Genomic DNA, 16317 nt, shown 5'->3' on the forward strand with positions numbered 1-16317 from the left:
ACCCCCTGCCCCCTTGCCTCTTGTTCAACCGCCCATTTAGCTATTACTGTGCAACCCAAGCACCATGAAATCCATAAGGCACTCGTTGAGGAATTATCACCCGCGCTACAGGTTCAGCCGTTACATCTTGGGCATTCACCACTACTAATTCTGAAGTGTTTGAATTCTCATCATGAACGAAAGTCACAAGCCAGCCATCATCCTCAGCAATTGCACCAGGACGCGGCGCAAACACAGCTTCACCACCATAGCGTCCCTGTCCGAATTCGTGGGTTTGAGAATTTCCACTGTTTAAGTCGTACTTAATGATGCCTTCAAATAAAGGTAATGAACTATTCGCCATTTTGTTACTGTAGCCATATCGGGTTTTCCGCCCCAATAGATTTTCGTTTACGCGGGGAAATTCTGATGCTACATCGTCTAACATCTCCTCACGCACTGTCCCCGTGCTGAGGTTAAATCGCCAGCGATACAAACGCGGGATATTTACTTCTGGATCGGATTGCGAATTATCAGAAATCAACACAGTAGTAGAACTCATACGACAGGCGATAAGCACTACTTCATTTCCATCTTCGTAAGCATTGAGGGTATGAAAGACGTAGCAAGATGGGCTTTCAAACCATCGGATATTACTGTTATCACCATGACGTGGTAGAATGCCAAAACGACTGGGGCGATCGCGCTCGAACATCATCACAGGTTCTCCTCGTTGCGATCGCTCGGCGCTAAAAGTCAACGGAAAATCCATAAAAATAGTGTAGTTTTCAGTGATGGCGAAATCGTGCATCATCACTCCTATGGACAGGTCAATTGGCACTGTCCGCAAAATTTCGCCTTGTGCTGAGACAACACTATATTGCAGGTATGGCGGCGTAAATACAGAGTAGCCAAAGAATATCATCTCGCCCGTCACCGGGTCTACCTTGGGATGAGCTGTGAAGGCAGAGATTAGCTTCCCATTGTAGCTATACTCGCCAATGGTTTCCAATTCAGGAAGCTTGATGGCGTGTGGTTTACCACTTTCGTTCAGTGCCAACATCTGACCCGCGTGCCATACTAAGGCAGTATTGGCGGTGTTTTTGCGGGGGCCGTGGGGATTATCCATTCGCGGTGGTTCTAAAAACCCACTCCACAGAGCCTTACCCGCTTCTCGTTCTTTTTTCCATCCGGCTGTCTGAACGTAGCGGTTACGATAAGTAGCTACGCCGTTGCTAATTTGCACACCATGTAGCATCCCATCACCATCAAACCAGTGATATTGACCGATGGGTGTCCATTGAGGGTTAGGGCCATTCCGTACAAACATCCCCGATAAATCAAGGGGTAATTCACCGATGACTGGCAATTTGTCGGTGGTGATTTCCTCACGGATTGGAGCAAAATTGCGATCGAGATAAGGATTGACTGCTATTGTTGGCATTTATAAAATTTGGTAATGTGATGGATATGGCTTTTGGTGAGCGATAACATTAATCGCTGTGTTCAACCAATTAATATAAGTCTGTTCTCTTTTGATTAACAACTCCAGCACCAGCCTTTGCATTACCTGCTCACGGTTGGCAGAATCATCACCAAGTGATGGCAAATCAATAATTTCGCATTCAGCAAGCTTTTTGCTTCGAGCCGCCAATTGTTGTTCCAGTAGGTGAATGATGGCTTCATCCGATAACTGATCTGCAAAATGCAACTGGACTAGCATTGGTTCTCGTACAGTTGGTAACGGCTGATGAGTCCCAAGCCATTGGGCAAATTCGGCTTTCCCTAGCTCCGTCACAGTGTAGACTTTGCGATTGGGGCGATCGTGCTGAATCTCAATCGTACAGGTAATCCAGCCTTGCTCAACTAGCTTATCGAGAGTTCTGTAAATTTGTGCCTGGTCTGCTGGCCACAAATGGGCAATGCATTGATCAAAGCAGCTGGTTTTGAGGTCGTAGCCCGTCATTTCTTGCTGCTGAAGAAGACCTAGAATTACGTATGCTAGGGACATTAAGACTGTTTTCCCATAATTGACATTTTCTCACTAGGTTCTATAACTATCTACTTCTTATAAGTTTATGCTAATATATGATTAATCCAATATAAGATACAACCGTTATAAAAAGATATGTTGATTTTCATACGTCTTAACAAGGGAACCGAATACATGAACTGAGATTGGGCAGATGGTTAATGGTGCTGTTTGTATAAGACGGTGCGGAAGTGGCGATGTATGTTGAGTGACGATCCTATAATCCTACGGGAATCTTACTAGGTAGAGTGTTGTGGGGAGAAAGTTGGAGCGGCAAGCGTCTACGCATCGCTACGGTATCACTCAACAAGCTAGTTGTTCGCTACAGTCTATTGGCGATCAATACGGATGCAGCAATTATTTAAGCCATTGAAGGCTATTGTAACGAGAGGATGGTTAACATTGACTTCTAACACACTTTCACAAAGAATACGTCAACATCAATATCTGCGTGATTTACGAAATAAATTACTCCACCTTCATAAGATGTTGTTGGAAACAGAACGCATTGCCTATGAACAGGTTAGTGGACGAGTATCAAGCGGAGAATTACTTCAGCTAGTTATCGCTCATGAACAATTTGCCTGGCTACATCGTATTTCTGAGGTAGTTGTGCAAGTTGATGAAATGCTCGAAGCTGATGAACCGATATCTTTGGAAGATTTTGAAAAGTTGATTGCTGATGTCCGCACGCTGATTGTACCGTTAGAGACGGGCAATACCTTCGAGAGAAAGTATTACAACGCTCTCCAGCGCGAACCATCTGCTGTGTTGGCACATGCAGAAATATCAAGGTTTCTCATGTCTAAAGTTTAAGTCATTCCCTGTCACTCCGACAGGGCATGACTTGGGATAAAATCCACTGGTATCAGATAACGAGCTTTGCGATCGCTAGATGCTAGATAACAAAGATTTGACGCGAGTAGGGAGATTGCATTGCAACCTCCCTACAGTGGTATTGTTTAGTTTACAGCAGCACTGACTAAACCATTGTGTCTGAGTAAAGCGATCGTACTTGGTTCACGACCCCGGAAAGTTTTAAACACCTCCATTGGATGCTGACCACCACCAAGTGCGAGTACCGTATCCCGATAACGCCGACCTGTAGCTTTTATAGCCTCTTCATCTTCTAGACCAGCTTCTTCAAAAGCGGCAAAAGCATCAGCACTAAGTACCTCAGCCCACTTGTAACTGTAGTAACCCGCCGCATAACCACCCTCAAAAATATGTCCAAAAGCACATAAAATTGCATCTTCTGGAAGGGGCTGTAAAACAGTAGTAGTCTTGGCTATGCGATGACGCACATCTGACGGAGTTTCATTACTATCAGGGTGATAGCGGTAGTGTAGTTCTAAATCAAGACTACTTAGGTGAATCTGCCGTAACATAGCAGTACCACTCATATAATTACGCGCCGCTAGCAGCTTTTGATAATAATGCTCAGGTAGGGCTTCACCAGTTTCATAATGCTTCGCCATTCCAAACAAAGTGGGTCGCTCATAGCACCAGTTTTCCATAAACTGACTAGGTAGTTCCACTGCATCCCACTCTACATTATTGATGCCTGCGGCTCCGGGATAATCAACCTTAGTAAGCAGATGGTGCAATCCATGACCAAACTCGTGGAACAAAGTTTCTACTTCATAGAAGGTCATCAAACTAGGTTTACCATCTACGGGAGGACTTTGATTACACACCAAATAAGCTACAGGTAAGCGGATGGTAGTGACACCATTTTCAGTGATTTTAGCCCGATTGATGCACACATCCATCCAAGCACCACCGCGTTTTTCGGCTGGACGGCTGTAAGGATCTAAGTAGAAATAGGCTATAGGAGAACCAGTTTCGTCAGCAATTTGGAAATAACGCACATCCTCATGCCAGACTGGGGCTTGACCATCGGCAGAAGTGACAGTGACACCAAACAACCGCTTGACTAGTCCAAATAAGCCGTCTAACACTTGGGGAAGCGGGAAGTAGGGGCGCAATTCTTCAGCAGTAAAGGCAAACTTTGCTTCTCGTTGGCGTTCTGCCCAAAAGCTGATATCCCAGTGTTTTAAATCTTCAGCTTCTGCTGCTCCCTGTGCTGCGGCAAAAGCTTTGAGTTCTACCAAGTCTTTGACAGCAGCATCATAACTAGCGTGGCGTAGTTCTTCTAAGAGGGCGTTGACTGCCTCAACATTAGGAGCCATTTTACTAGCCAGACTCAATTGGGCAAAACTTTTAAAGCCTAATATATCTGCGAGTTCTTGGCGCAACTTCAAAATGCGCTCAATTAAGGGGTTGTTATCCAAATCGCCAGCAGAAGCGCGGGTGATATGAGCTTTGTAAAGCTTTTCACGCAAATCTCGCCGGGTGCTGTGCTGCATGAAAGGGCCATAGCTGGGGAAGTCTAAAGTAATCCGCCAAGGGCCATTTTCTGGTGTGGCGTTACTTTCGCCTGCTGCACGAGCAACTTGGGCTGCTAGACTCACTAAGCTTGGTGGTAAACCTTCAATTTCCGCTTGTGTTGTTAGGGTTAAGCTGAAGGCTTTCGTGGCATCAAGTACATGGTTAGAAAATTTGGTAGAAAGTTCTGCTAACTCCATCTGTATGGCGTTGAAACGCTCTCTTACCTCTCCTTGTAAGCCAACACCAGAAAGTTCTGCATCTCGAATGGCGGCTTCTACAATGCGCTGTTGGGCTAATTCTAAAGTTGCCCAATTGTCACTGGTACGGAGTGCTTTAAAAGCATTGTAGATAGGTTGACTTTGACCCAGCTTGTTGATAAATTGTACGACTAGTGGCTGTACGATTTCATGAGCTTCGCGCAGTTCCGGGCTATTTTTAACACCCATTAAATGATTCACCACCCCCCAACTCCAGGTAAGCCGTTCTGTCAGCTTTTCTAAAGGTTCTACTAAACTACTCCAAGTAGGCTGTACACTAGCTTCTAAGGTGGCAAGCTGCTGCTCAAGTTCTGCCAACAGCTGATTGAAGGCTGGTACTACTCGTTCTGGTTTAATCTCTGCAAAGGGAGGTAAGCCAACGCCTTGGAGTAAGGGATTTTCGGAAATAATGGTACTTGCACTCATGGTTTTGTGTGAACTGCGAACGAATAAAAATCAACAATGATTTTTATTTATATATATCTTCTAATGTAGCGATCGCTGTACTAAATAGTCTTACCATTCTGATAAAAAGGCAAAAAAAGCGAGAATGACTGACAAATTTATCCTGATACAGCTATTTTGTGTCCTTTGTGAATGATATCTGACAGAATGACAGTTCCAGAAATATCAGCGAAAGTCTCTGAAACAGGAAAGATTAACCAGGGAATAAGCCCAATAGCAAGATATGCAGAATCGCAGGTGGAAAGGTTGAAGAAAATAGTTGTGTAGAGGCGTTGGAGTCGGCGTAGCCTCTTACAGAGAAGCGGCTTATCCCTTGGTATCGATCCTGATAGTATTTAGCTAACTTAACTTGAGTTCATGCGATCGCCAAAAGACATCATAATGTAGTATGTCAAACAGGTAGCTCGTCCGCCAGCATCGGCGTTAACCTGAAAGCGCAGTTTCAGTTCAAGAATTCTACGCTTTTTAAGCGCGGGAGTGTTAAATTAACTGAGCGCGATCGAGCATCTTTACCGAACCGACAAGGGAGGCTCGACTTTTATGATTTTATTTGGCAACTCATCTTTTTACTCGTAAAATCGAAGACAAGATCAAGGTCAGTAGAAAAGAGTCCCTAAATTAATGAATACGTTAATCAGTCAGGGTGGAAGAGTTATCACCAAACCTCAGATGGTAGACCGAATAAACGATATCGGTTGGCAAGCTCACCAAGGGAGCGTTGCTGCGATTATTCAGTTATTAAATGAAAAGCTAGCCAAATCTGGTGTCAGAACTAGAGCCATTTTTTCTGATGGTGTTTTACAACTTCTGTGCGAGGCGGCTAGGATAGAGCAACTTGAGCAATCTCCCCTCGTAGAACAAATCCAGCAAATTCTTGAGTCTATTGCTCCGCGCCACATTCGCCGAGTCAATATCAACAGTCGGATTGTTCGAGAACAACAATTACTATGGTTAAAAGAGATAGATAGCGATCGCGACAACCAATTGCTTTGGTCACAGGAAATTGCCTTAATTCAGCCCAATATTGTAAAGCAACTAATTAAAGATTTCACAGACGCTCAAGCTGAACTAGGAAAACCAAATTTTCCTAAAACTTCAGTCTCTCGTCCTTTGGTACTTATTAACAAAGAAAAACACAGCAATAAATCTAAAACCAAAGTGTTAGCAGCAGCTGGTTTATGCTCGCTGCTGTTGCTTAGTTGGATTGTTTATGCCCAGCTAGGTGATAAACTGAAAAACCTAATTCAACCACAAACTTCCAAATCTTTAACTACAGAAAATACTAACCAGAGAAAAGCCCAAACACCATCTCGTGTTCCTAACAATAGCTTTGATGAGCCAGCTGATGACCCATTTTCAACATCTGTGCGAATTGCAAATCTTGCTTCTGCATCTGGTAAAACAGCCACAAGCTCAACTCAATGGCTAGAGATCGCTGCTAAATGGCAACGAGCTTCAGATTTAATGAGTACAGTACCACAAAACCACAGCCGTTATCAGGAAGCTAAAATTCGGACTCAACTATATAAGAAATATAGTGAGGCGGCGCAGAAAGAAGCCGATAAGAGTAAATCTTAGTACCGTTTTGTGTGAAATCGTAGCGTTTTTAAACGCACTAGGTAGCAAAGCCAAGTGCATAAGCGCTTCTCTACGAGACGCTACGCGTAGCTTGCTTCCACGAAGTGGTACGCCTTCGCGCAGGGTAGGGGCACAGAGTCTTGCCAAATTTAACTCGCTACGAATTAGTTAAATGCTGTACTTGGTTTTTAATATCTCAATAACAACTTCAATAAATAGCCAATTCCTTGTACTAAGGTGAGGATAGCTAATTTTAATTGAGACTACCAAACAATTAAATATTCAATAATTTATAATGATTATTAAGAGGCTACTATTGGTAATTTATTATTACCACTTTTTACAGTAAATTTTATAATGAGATAATTTTAATATTTTATAGAGTATATAATTAAATTAAAAATTTTTATCTTAGCGATTAAATATCCATTAATTAGTAGGAACGTAATACCGTTAGTTACAATTTGAAAAAATCGACCTTACTGTTAATAAAGTCGATTTAATCAAGCGGATTAATTCATGGAGTCAATCTCAAATCCAAAATCCAAAATGTGGTATCATCCCCTAACTTAGGAGTTCTCCTGTTTCTTGTAGGGAGTGCAAGCGGCGGTAAATGCCTTCTTGATGCAAGAGTTCATCGTGGCTACCCACCTCTACAATCTTTCCTTGCTCCAAAACTACAATTTTATCTGCTTCTCGCACTGTACTTAAACGGTGGGCAATCACAATAGTGGTGCAAGTACCCTGAATCGATCGCATCGCTAGCTGAATTGAACGCTCAGACTCATAATCTAAGCTAGAGGTGGCTTCGTCAAAAATCAGCACGTCTGGTTTCACTAGCAACGCCCTCGCAATTCCTAACCGTTGTCTTTGTCCTCCAGATAATCTGACACCTCGTTCTCCCACGACAGTGTAATAACCTTTAGGTAAGTGCTGCACTACTTCATCGACTCTGGCAATTCTACAAGCTTCCTGAACCTCCTCCAAACTAGCATTTGGTCTGCCGTAGGTGAGATTATCCAATATCGTACCGTTGAAAACATCTACTTCTTGGTGAACGATCGCTAATCTCCGTCTATATTTACCCACATCCAAAGTCCGAATATCTTGACCATCAATCAAAATTTGGCCTTGTTGAGGTTCGAAATATCGCAACAGCAATTTCACTAAAGTAGACTTACCAGAACCGGAACGCCCCACTAATGCCACTGTTTGGTATGGCTCAATCAACAAGTTAATATCTTGCAAAACTTTACGCTTGGCATCATATCCAAAACTGAGGTGCGATAACTCAACTTTTCCAGTAAATTTATAAGGTGATTCTGTCTGGTCCCTCTCTTCTAAAAGACTAGCTGAATCAGATGCAGTTGGCTCTTGCAAAAATTCGTGAAACCGCAGCATAGGAGAATAACGGCGGGCAAAAACTTCTGCCAAATTACTAATAGGTTCTAATTCGGCATAAGCCATGCTAGAAAGAGTTAAGGTCATGACAAAGTGACCGAGAGAAATTCTCCCATTCACTGTTGCTGCTAAAGTCAAACCCAGAATTGTAAATACACAAAACTGAATTACGGTTCTTTGCCAAGTACCCAGTATCGTATAACCTTTGTGGATGCGATAATCAAGCACCGTTAGTTCACGATCCAAACGTTGCTTTTGCCGCTTCAGTTCCCTAGCTTCTGTCGCAAATGCTTTCACCGTTTTGATATTGGTGATTAATTCAGAAGTGCGGCTTTCGGTGTCCTCTCCATATTTATCCAGACGACTTTCATACCTAATTAGCTGTTGTAAACTTTTCAAGCTGAAGCTAAGAATAATTACAAAGGAAATTAGATATAAAATTGCAATCCGCCACTCAATGAACAAGATAAACACAAAAATCCCCAGCACACGAGCCAGTTTAGGAATCAACTGTCCGGCAATTTCAGGGTAACTAAAAGTGTGGTTGGAAATACCTCTAGCTACTCTTCCGGCAATGCGTCCAGGGTTATTTTCATCATAAAATTCTAGTGGGAGAGTAAGAACTTTAGCGATCGCTGTTTCGTTTTTCTCTCGACGAGACCTGAAGGCTATATCCCAATGAAACCAATTGCTTAACCAAGGTTGTGTAGGCGCTCTGACTACTGTGACAACGAAAATTAACCCCAGTAATACACTCAAAGATAGAGTTTGATTAACTGGGTAATTAGTGATGTCAGAAAAAGTTGCGATCACACTTTGAAGTGGTTTATCTAAAGGTTGAGCAGACAAAACGTTTAAAATCTGCCCAATCGCGTAAGGTACAACTAAATCAATAACTTCATAAATGCTAGATGCTGTAATACTGAAAACACTCAGTTTCCAGTCAGAACGAAAGTAATTGACAATATCTTGAAATTTGGCCATGATGCACACCGTCCAAGAGCGCGATCGTGAGCTTGGAATTTATATGCTACAGGTGTAATACAAGTTAGTCAAGGTCTATTAGGTTGAAATCATGGCTTTTGAGTGCTAGACATTTGCGCTGGGACAAATTCTAGGCGATAGCGATAAAGAGCAACTGGTCGAGAACCAGCTTTAAAGTAATCTGGATCTTGGGGTGAAAGATAGACAGCAGTAACTTGATCTGCCTCTATCACCGGATTCGCTGTTGGAAGTTTATGATAAGCAGTGGTAGATTCTACAGAGTTTAAATAGGGGCGTGAACCACCTTTGAATAATTGTTGAAACACTTCTGTGGTGATGAACTTGCCATCAGGAAGAGTTTCTGTAGTCCGTGCAGTCACAATAGAAACTAGTTGGCGACTGCTACGCAAGAATGTAATCTGACGATTAGGTGAATCTGGATCTACTTTGACTGATAACACTGCTTCATCCCCTAAATAAGCCCGTGCCAAATTCAAACTATTAAACGATCTATCTGCTACTAAAATTGGGGATTTGTTATCTATCCGAGGAAATATTTTTAACCTAGTAATAGGTGGTAGCTGTTTCACAAATCTTACTACAAAACTCACTGGCTGATTTAATTGTCGGCGATTACCTTCAAACCCTGGAGTTATGATATCTGGTGCTAAAGGTGCGGCTAAATCTACTAAAGTACTGGTAACTTGCCAAGAACCAGCCATCCATTCAGGGTAAATCAAATCACCCAAAGCCGGTTGCACTGAAGTTAATTTTTCCCACTGAGGAAAATTTGCTAACCGTTGAGACAACTCTCCTGCAAGAGCTTCGCTACTCCATAGTAGGAACGAAACAACTAAGCAAAAACTCCAAATCGCCTTCTTTGTAAGCATCGGTAGTGTTTGTTTAATATTTATTTTTTATGGAATAAAATTTTATCTCCAGGAAAATAAAGCATTTAAGGTATTGCTCATTATCCAGCTAGCTAATCACACATTCAGCTATGATATGTAGTACATAAAATTTTTACATAAGTTATCATAATTGAGTGTTTGAAAAGTAAATTATTACTAGTGTACAATTCCATAAAATGCTGATTATCTAATTTATAGTATATCAATATATCAATACCATAAATTTTGGTGAAAGCTAAGTAATTTGCAAAATTAGGAAAATAATAAATGAATGCACGTCAAAATGAAGTTTGTTTGCTCTACTCTGAATCGGATAAAGCTATAGCAAGTCTCCTAGAAGATGCTTTAAATTATTATAGTATTAATGTTTGGCAAGCACAAAATATTTCCATAGGAAGTAAAATCATAAATCAAACAACAGAAATGCTAGATAAAGCTAAATTTGTCATAGTTTTATGGTCAAATAATTCTGTAAAATCTGCCTTATTAAAAAGCTTGGCTTCGGAAGCAAAAAAAATAATAAGATTCTGATTCCTGTATTAATTGAAAATATTAAAATCCCTGGAGAATTTTTAGATATTCAACCAGCTTATTTATTAAATTGGGATGGAGATCACGAAAACGAACAAATTGTCAAACTTTGGAGACTCATCCAAGACAAAGTTCTGAAATATCGTAGTAAAAAAGTAGGTTTTAATCAATTTGTCGCTATTTTAGGTCTAGTATTAACAGGATTAAGTGTAATTATTGCTATCACAACTCCAGAAGTTAGATGTTTTTTAAAACTACAATGTCCTGAGAATATATCTAGCGAAAAAACTATAAAGTCTTCTGAAGTTACCTCACAATCACCTACTGAAACTGATTTGCCAAATCCGATTAAATCAACACCAACACCTCAGCCTATTATTGAAAATCCTTTACCAAATAAAACTCCTGCGCCTACACTCACTGACAAGAATAACCCAAGTATTCAACAAGAAACAGCATCTCAACAATCGGTCGAAGTAGAAGGGTTTATTTTTAAACTTAAAAGCTGCAAAAGATTAAATGAAAATGTAAAATGTGATGTATTAATAACAAATACCCTCAAGGATAGAGAACTGAGATTATATGGTAATTATACCTCTAAAAGAAGCAAGCTTTTGGATTTAGAGGGTATTACATATCCTGCTGACTCAGTTGAAATTGATGCGATTAAAAATAATTATTACGTTAGTACACAACTTATCCAAAATGCTAATGTTAGGTTGAGTGTGAGTTTTATCGAAATTCCTTTACAAGTCAATAAAATCCAAGTACTTAATATTGAGGCAGAAGGATTTGAATCACCTAAATCGCTTAGAGATATTCAGTTTCGTGACATTGTATTATCTAAATAAAAAATGGTAATTGACGGTTTCGCCAATTACCATTTATCTATATTAAATCTCTGCTGGTAAAGGTTCCCAAAGTTCTCCATACTTTTCTTTTAGAGTCTTCCAAGCTTCTACCTGACCTGGTTCATATTCTCCTGGTTTACCCCATTGCAAAAATAGGCTTAAAGCAGGCTCATGTTTATCATCTAAAAACCGAATAGCATAGGTTGTAAAATTGCCTCTCTTCGCTTCACCAGTTTCAAATTTTACTTGAATAATTCTATCCATATTCAAGTGAAATTCAAAGCCTTCAGTGTGCATATTCGCATACTTACCTTTTGGTAATTCTGCATAAAATAGCTTTTCAATCTTGCCCCTTGCTTCTAATACAGCCGCACTGCTAGTGACAATTAAGCGCAAGGTTCCAAGAGTCTCACAAGCTTCTAAAAATTCTTTCAATGTTGTGGTCATTTGTCATTTCTCCTTTGTCATTTTTTATTTGTCGTTGGTTAAACGATGAGTCCTAACTAATGCCCTATGCCCAATTCCCAATTTCTATTTTTCATATTGTTCATAAGCCGCAACAATACGCTGAACTAAAGGATGGCGCACAACATCTTTTTGAGAAAATTCACAAAAAGCAATACCTTCAACGTGTTTTAAAATTTGTAAAGCCACTCCTAAACCCGATTGTTGGTGAAGTGGTAAATCAGTTTGTGTCATGTCACCTGTAATCACCATCCGCGAACGGAAACCCAAACGAGTCAAAACCATTTTCATCTGAGCGGGTGTAGTATTTTGAGCTTCATCGACAATGATAAAGGCGTTATTGAGGGTGCGTCCTCGCATATAGGCAAGTGGCGCGACTTCAATCACACCGCGTTCCATTAAACTGGGTACTTTTTCTGGGTCGATGAATTCGTAGATAGCATCGTAAAGTGGGCGAAGATAGGGATTAACCTTCTGCTGTAAGTCTCCAGGCAAAAAACCGAGTTTTTCACCGGCTTCGACGGCAGGGCGAGTTAAAATTAGCTTTTCAACTTGATTAGCCAAGAGTGCTTGTACGGCGACAACAACGGCGAGATAAGTCTTGCCAGTACCAGCAGGCCCAATCCCAAAGGTAAGATCGCGCCTACGCAGTGCGTCGATATATTGACGCTGGCGGAAGGTTTTAGCACGGACTTCTTCGCCCCTGCGACTTTTGGCAAGGACATCTCGCTGTAAATCTTGCAGTTCCCCTTGCCGATCGCTATCTATGGCTTGACGGGCTGTTAAAATATCGGCACTAGTGATGGTATTGCCTTTAATCCAAAGGTCTTCAAGCGATCGCACTAATCGAGAAGCCAGATCGATTTGCCCCTCAGTACCAGAAATCACTAATTCCTGTCCGCGTAGCACTAAATTGGCTCCTGTTTGCCGAGATAGGGTTTTGAGATTTTCTTCTCCATCTCCCCCAAGAGCGATCGCACTAGCAACATTAGGCAGCTGAATTGTTAAAGCACCTGCCATAGTATTTTTTAATTCGTAAGGATCTATTTTTGACAAAGGTTAATATTTTTTCGCTAAAGGCGAAATTACGCTTTTTACTTACATTTTAGAAAAATATTTGCAACAAATAAATCGGCCGTAGAGGCGTAAATCTGTACGTCCCTACTTCTAAAGAGTTCAAAAAAATATCCAAAAATCTTTTTTCTACTTTCTATCTTTACAAAGATTCTGAGCGGTTGTAGTTACCTCCGCTCAGATTTGCTCTCTAGTTTTAACCTAGCGGAGGCGGGGTTTAACAATGGGTTTAGGCCCATCATTTCCACGCACTTCTCTTCTAGTCGGTGGTGGCGATCGCTCTTCTGTGTCTTCATCAAAAGACATACCCTCGCGGCCCGGAGTGGTACTGCCGTAGATATCCAGGTATGCTGATTGCCCAGCTGCAGTTGCGGCTGCGGCAATTATTGTACGAATCGCCTGAATATTGCGTCCCCCTCGACCAAACACTTTCCCTTTATCTGTGCTTTCAAAGGCGATGCGAACCCAAACCCGGTTGAGGGCCTGAGAAATTTCACAATCGACACTTAAAGTCTCTGGAGATTCCAAAAATGGCTGCACCAAAAACCGAACCAGATCAACATAGTTGGGACTGGCTGTTGGCAATTTTGTTCCGAAATTATGATGCGGCTGTTGTTGCACTGACCTGTTCAAAAACATTAGCTTTTACTAGAATGCGACGTACGGTGTCAGTGGGTTGAGCGCCTTGTTGTAGTCGCTTGACGATACCGGGAACGTCTAATCGCACTTCATCAGTTCTGGGGTTATAAAATCCCAATTCTTCTAGGGGACGGCCATCGCGGCGAGCGAGGTTGTTAATGGCGACAATGCGGTAACTTGCTTCCCGTTTTTTACCGAATCGCTTCAAGCGCAGTTTGATCATGTTGAAGAATCATTCTCCTGTTTAGATATTAGTTACCAACTAGTAGGTGAGGAAGCAACCTCAATCTGGCTGTTGCCGAGAAATTGAGGGTTAGTTTCCTCTGCTGATAAATTCTGAGGTCGAAATGCTAATTTTAGCACTGCCTAGCATTTGCTGCTATTAGTCATTTGTCATTTGTCATTTGTAAATTACCAATGCCCCATGCCCAATAATTAAAGATTGCCGAAGCCTTTTTTCTTTTTCTCTTTGGGTTTTTTCTTTTTCGCACCTGCATCGCCACCATAGCCACGCCATCCGGGGGCTGCGGGACGATTACCTGCACCTGCGAAGGCGTTGCCCATACCGCCGCCACCGCCGAACATTCCTGGCATTCCAGGGAAACCACCTTGACCCATTTGCTGCATGAGCGATCGCATTTTTTGGAAATCACCCACCAGTTTAGTCACATCTGACTCTCTATAGCCGGAGCCAGAAGCAATCCGCCGCCGCCGACTGGGAGAACTGGCTAATAAATCGGGGTCGTGGCGTTCTTGGCGAGTCATGGAGTTAATCATCGCCTCACAGCGCTTAAGCTGGGTTTCTCCCTGCTTGAGTTGGTCGTCTGAGAGCTTGTTCATCCCTGGGATCATCTTGATGAAGCCTCCCAGAGAACCCATGTTCTTCAGCATCCGCAACTGCTTGAGAAAGTCTGTAAAGTCAAACTTTGCTGACAGGATTTTCTCCTGCATTTTCTCAGCATCTGCTAAATCGAACTCTTCTTGGGCTTTTTCTACCAGGGTTAGCACATCGCCCATTCCCAAAATTCGGGATGCCATGCGATCGGGATAAAAGGGTTGCAGTGCCTCGACTTTTTCACCCACGCCCACAAATTTAATCGGCGCTCCCGAAATCTTTCGCACTGAAAGGGCTGCACCACCACGGCTATCACCATCCATTTTGGTGAGAATTGCCCCAGTAATTCCGATTTGATCGTGGAAGGTGCGAGTCAGATTTGCAGCCTCTTGACCAGTCATCGCATCCACCACCAACAGAGTTTCATGGGGTTGGACAGTTGCTTTGATGCGGGCTAATTCCGCCATCATATCTTCGTCAATTTGCAGACGACCAGCAGTATCAATAATTACTGTGTTTACGCCTTCTGCCCTAGCGCGTTCTACGCCCTGTCGAGCAATTTCTACGGGATCTGCGTCGCTTCCTAGTTCAAATACTGGTACGTCAATTTGCTTACCCAACGTCAGCAACTGGTCGATCGCGGCTGGGCGATATACGTCTGTCGCCACCAACAAACAGCTACGATCTAATTTTCTCAAATGTAAGGCTAACTTAGCCGTAGCTGTGGTTTTACCAGTACCTTGCAACCCAGCCATCAAGATAATAGTAGGCTTTTCTTGGGCTTCTGCAATGGGAACATTTTCTTCTCCCATCACCTCCACCAGTTCATCGTGAACAATTTTGATGAACTGTTGGTCAGGTCGCACGCCGGTAACTACCTCGGCTCCCTGGGCTTTGGCTTCAACTTCGCTAATAAAATCTTTGACTACCTGGAGGTTAACATCTGCTTCCAACAAGGCGCGGCGCACTTCGCGCAATGCATCTTGAATGTTGGATTGAGAAATTTTGTCCTGTCCCCGCAGTTTTTTCCAGGCGGCTTCTAAACGGTCAGATAGAGCATCAAACATAATGTAATTACAGGTAGTTCGCCAATGAGGAATCTTGAACCGCCGATGAATGCGATTCCGAATTTCCGCTAAATTTTAAACGTGCTATTTACCAGCTTAGTAGTTTTCACCGCGACTGTAGCAACCAGATACCTAGCTTTATAGAAGATTGAGCTTAAAGTACAATGAGGGCAAGAAAGGCTATTGTACAGCGAGAACCTACATTACATATCGCTATGACTAGCAACACACTGCTTCAACCCACAGAAATCATCCACTTATCGGGTATTAGTTGGCAAACTTATGAAAACTTGCTAACTGAACTTAGTGCTAGTCGTCGCCTCCGGCTTACTTACAATCGAGGTAGTCTAGAAATCATGGCTCCTTCACCTGAACATGAACGATACAAAAGAATTGCGGGTCGATTTGTTGAAACTCTCGCAGAAGAACTAGAAGTTAGAATTGACTGCCTTGGTTCTACTACTTTCAAGCGCCCAGAACTGAGTGGTGCAGAACCAGATGAATGCTTTTACATTGAAAATATTAATTTCATAAAAGGCAAAAAAAGAATAGATTTAGCCCAAGATCCGCCGCCAGATTTGGTAGTAGAAATTGATATTACTAGCAGTTCTATAAATCGCTTTCAAGTCTATGCTGATATAGGTGTGCCTGAAATCTGGCGATATGATGGTAATGATTTTAGTATTAACATTTTAGAAAATCAGAAATATATATCTGTGGAACGGAGTTTAGCATTTCCAAATTTGCCATTAACAGAGATTTCTAATTTTTTAGCGCAGGTGGGAGAAAAAGATTATTTGGAATTAGTTAAAGAATTTCGCCAATGGGTTAGAAGCCAAATTTAAGATCAAAATAGC

General features: G+C 42.0%; 15 protein-coding genes. 5 read left to right on the plus strand and 10 right to left on the minus strand.

Annotated features, from left to right (window positions below; translation table 11 throughout):
- Positions 1-43: 43 nt before the first annotated feature.
- Together GNF10_RS10860 and GNF10_RS10865 are read right to left on the minus strand one after the other, a co-directional pair.
- Positions 44-1423 (minus strand): carotenoid oxygenase family protein, encoded by a 1380-nt coding sequence (locus tag GNF10_RS10860; protein ID WP_185580977.1) that lies wholly within the window; start codon positions 1421-1423, stop codon positions 44-46.
- The gene (locus GNF10_RS10865; protein ID WP_185580976.1) at positions 1424-1990 is read right to left on the minus strand and encodes a PadR family transcriptional regulator; all 567 of its coding nucleotides are present in this window, start codon (positions 1988-1990) and stop codon (positions 1424-1426) included.
- Between the two features lie 423 nt (positions 1991-2413).
- Between GNF10_RS10865 and GNF10_RS10870 the strand changes: the two genes are divergently transcribed.
- Entirely contained in the window at positions 2414-2827 is a 414-nt protein-coding gene (locus GNF10_RS10870; protein WP_181852856.1) for a hypothetical protein, read from the plus strand.
- 146 nt (positions 2828-2973) lie between these two features.
- Here the strand turns inward: GNF10_RS10870 and GNF10_RS10875 are convergent, their stop codons facing one another.
- Positions 2974-5085 carry a M3 family metallopeptidase gene (locus tag GNF10_RS10875; protein WP_185580975.1) on the minus strand — a complete coding sequence of 704 codons (2112 nt, stop codon included), beginning with the start codon at positions 5083-5085 and terminating at the stop codon, positions 2974-2976.
- A gap of 660 nt (positions 5086-5745) precedes the next feature.
- On the opposite strand from GNF10_RS10875, the gene GNF10_RS10880 reads away from it, so the two are divergent.
- Complete coding sequence (locus tag GNF10_RS10880) at positions 5746-6702, plus strand: hypothetical protein (protein WP_260446124.1); 957 nt, start codon at positions 5746-5748, stop codon at positions 6700-6702.
- A gap of 564 nt (positions 6703-7266) precedes the next feature.
- Here the strand turns inward: GNF10_RS10880 and GNF10_RS10885 are convergent.
- Complete coding sequence (locus GNF10_RS10885; protein ID WP_185581158.1) at positions 7267-9087, minus strand: ABC transporter ATP-binding protein; 1821 nt, start codon at positions 9085-9087, stop codon at positions 7267-7269.
- Between the two features lie 89 nt (positions 9088-9176).
- On the minus strand, positions 9177-9977 hold the full coding sequence (locus GNF10_RS10890; RefSeq protein WP_185581157.1) for a DUF6816 family protein: 801 nt from the start codon (positions 9975-9977) through the stop codon (positions 9177-9179).
- A 288-nt stretch (positions 9978-10265) separates the two neighbouring features.
- Here GNF10_RS10890 and GNF10_RS38495 point away from each other — a divergent pair, with 288 nt between their 5' ends.
- Positions 10266-10529, plus strand: coding sequence for a toll/interleukin-1 receptor domain-containing protein (locus GNF10_RS38495; protein WP_260446295.1), 264 nt, complete (start codon positions 10266-10268; stop codon positions 10527-10529).
- A 335-nt stretch (positions 10530-10864) separates the two neighbouring features.
- Positions 10865-11380 carry a hypothetical protein gene (locus GNF10_RS38500; protein ID WP_185592032.1) on the plus strand — a complete coding sequence of 172 codons (516 nt, stop codon included), beginning with the start codon at positions 10865-10867 and terminating at the stop codon, positions 11378-11380.
- 42 nt (positions 11381-11422) lie between these two features.
- Here GNF10_RS38500 and GNF10_RS10900 read toward each other — a convergent pair whose 3' ends face one another.
- The 5 genes from GNF10_RS10900 to ffh form a co-directional block, all read right to left on the minus strand.
- Positions 11423-11827: a ChuX/HutX family heme-like substrate-binding protein gene (locus tag GNF10_RS10900; RefSeq protein WP_185587641.1), complete on the minus strand. Its 405-nt coding sequence runs from the start codon at positions 11825-11827 to the stop codon at positions 11423-11425.
- 84 nt (positions 11828-11911) lie between these two features.
- On the minus strand, positions 11912-12865 hold the full coding sequence (locus GNF10_RS10905; protein ID WP_185587649.1) for a PhoH family protein: 954 nt from the start codon (positions 12863-12865) through the stop codon (positions 11912-11914).
- A 255-nt stretch (positions 12866-13120) separates the two neighbouring features.
- Positions 13121-13558, minus strand: coding sequence for a KH domain-containing protein (locus tag GNF10_RS10910; RefSeq protein WP_185587643.1), 438 nt, complete (start codon positions 13556-13558; stop codon positions 13121-13123).
- Positions 13518-13781 carry a 30S ribosomal protein S16 gene (rpsP, locus tag GNF10_RS10915; RefSeq protein WP_094328165.1) on the minus strand — a complete coding sequence of 88 codons (264 nt, stop codon included), beginning with the start codon at positions 13779-13781 and terminating at the stop codon, positions 13518-13520. Before rpsP ends, GNF10_RS10910 begins: the two co-directional genes overlap by 41 nt.
- A gap of 212 nt (positions 13782-13993) precedes the next feature.
- Positions 13994-15460, minus strand: coding sequence for a signal recognition particle protein (gene ffh / locus GNF10_RS10920; protein WP_185587645.1), 1467 nt, complete (start codon positions 15458-15460; stop codon positions 13994-13996).
- Positions 15461-15675: 215 nt separating this feature from the next.
- On the opposite strand from ffh, the gene GNF10_RS10925 reads away from it, so the two are divergent.
- Positions 15676-16305 carry a Uma2 family endonuclease gene (locus GNF10_RS10925; protein ID WP_185592030.1) on the plus strand — a complete coding sequence of 210 codons (630 nt, stop codon included), beginning with the start codon at positions 15676-15678 and terminating at the stop codon, positions 16303-16305.
- The last annotated feature ends 12 nt before the right edge of the window (positions 16306-16317 follow it).

This window comes from Nostoc sp. UCD121 (assembly GCF_014222285.1).
Classification (GTDB): domain Bacteria; phylum Cyanobacteriota; class Cyanobacteriia; order Cyanobacteriales; family Nostocaceae; genus Nostoc.

Bases quoted from the DNA above. Each gene is read 5' to 3' on its own strand.
- rpsP (WP_094328165.1), bottom strand. From the start codon at position 13,781: ATGATCAAACTGCGCTTGAAGCGATTCGGTAAAAAACGGGAAGCAAGT.
- GNF10_RS10875 (WP_185580975.1), bottom strand. From the start codon at position 5,085: ATGAGTGCAAGTACCATTATTTCCGAAAATCCCTTACTCCAAGGCGTT.
- GNF10_RS10905 (WP_185587649.1), bottom strand. From the start codon at position 12,865: ATGGCAGGTGCTTTAACAATTCAGCTGCCTAATGTTGCTAGTGCGATC.
- GNF10_RS10860 (WP_185580977.1), bottom strand. From the start codon at position 1,423: ATGCCAACAATAGCAGTCAATCCTTATCTCGATCGCAATTTTGCTCCA.
- GNF10_RS10865 (WP_185580976.1), bottom strand. From the start codon at position 1,990: ATGTCCCTAGCATACGTAATTCTAGGTCTTCTTCAGCAGCAAGAAATG.
- GNF10_RS10885 (WP_185581158.1), bottom strand. From the start codon at position 9,087: ATGGCCAAATTTCAAGATATTGTCAATTACTTTCGTTCTGACTGGAAA.
- GNF10_RS10910 (WP_185587643.1), bottom strand. From the start codon at position 13,558: ATGTTTTTGAACAGGTCAGTGCAACAACAGCCGCATCATAATTTCGGA.
- GNF10_RS10900 (WP_185587641.1), bottom strand. From the start codon at position 11,827: ATGACCACAACATTGAAAGAATTTTTAGAAGCTTGTGAGACTCTTGGA.
- GNF10_RS10880 (WP_260446124.1), top strand. From the start codon at position 5,746: ATGAATACGTTAATCAGTCAGGGTGGAAGAGTTATCACCAAACCTCAG.
- ffh (WP_185587645.1), bottom strand. From the start codon at position 15,460: ATGTTTGATGCTCTATCTGACCGTTTAGAAGCCGCCTGGAAAAAACTG.
- GNF10_RS38495 (WP_260446295.1), top strand. From the start codon at position 10,266: ATGAATGCACGTCAAAATGAAGTTTGTTTGCTCTACTCTGAATCGGAT.
- GNF10_RS10890 (WP_185581157.1), bottom strand. From the start codon at position 9,977: ATGCTTACAAAGAAGGCGATTTGGAGTTTTTGCTTAGTTGTTTCGTTC.
- GNF10_RS10925 (WP_185592030.1), top strand. From the start codon at position 15,676: ATGACTAGCAACACACTGCTTCAACCCACAGAAATCATCCACTTATCG.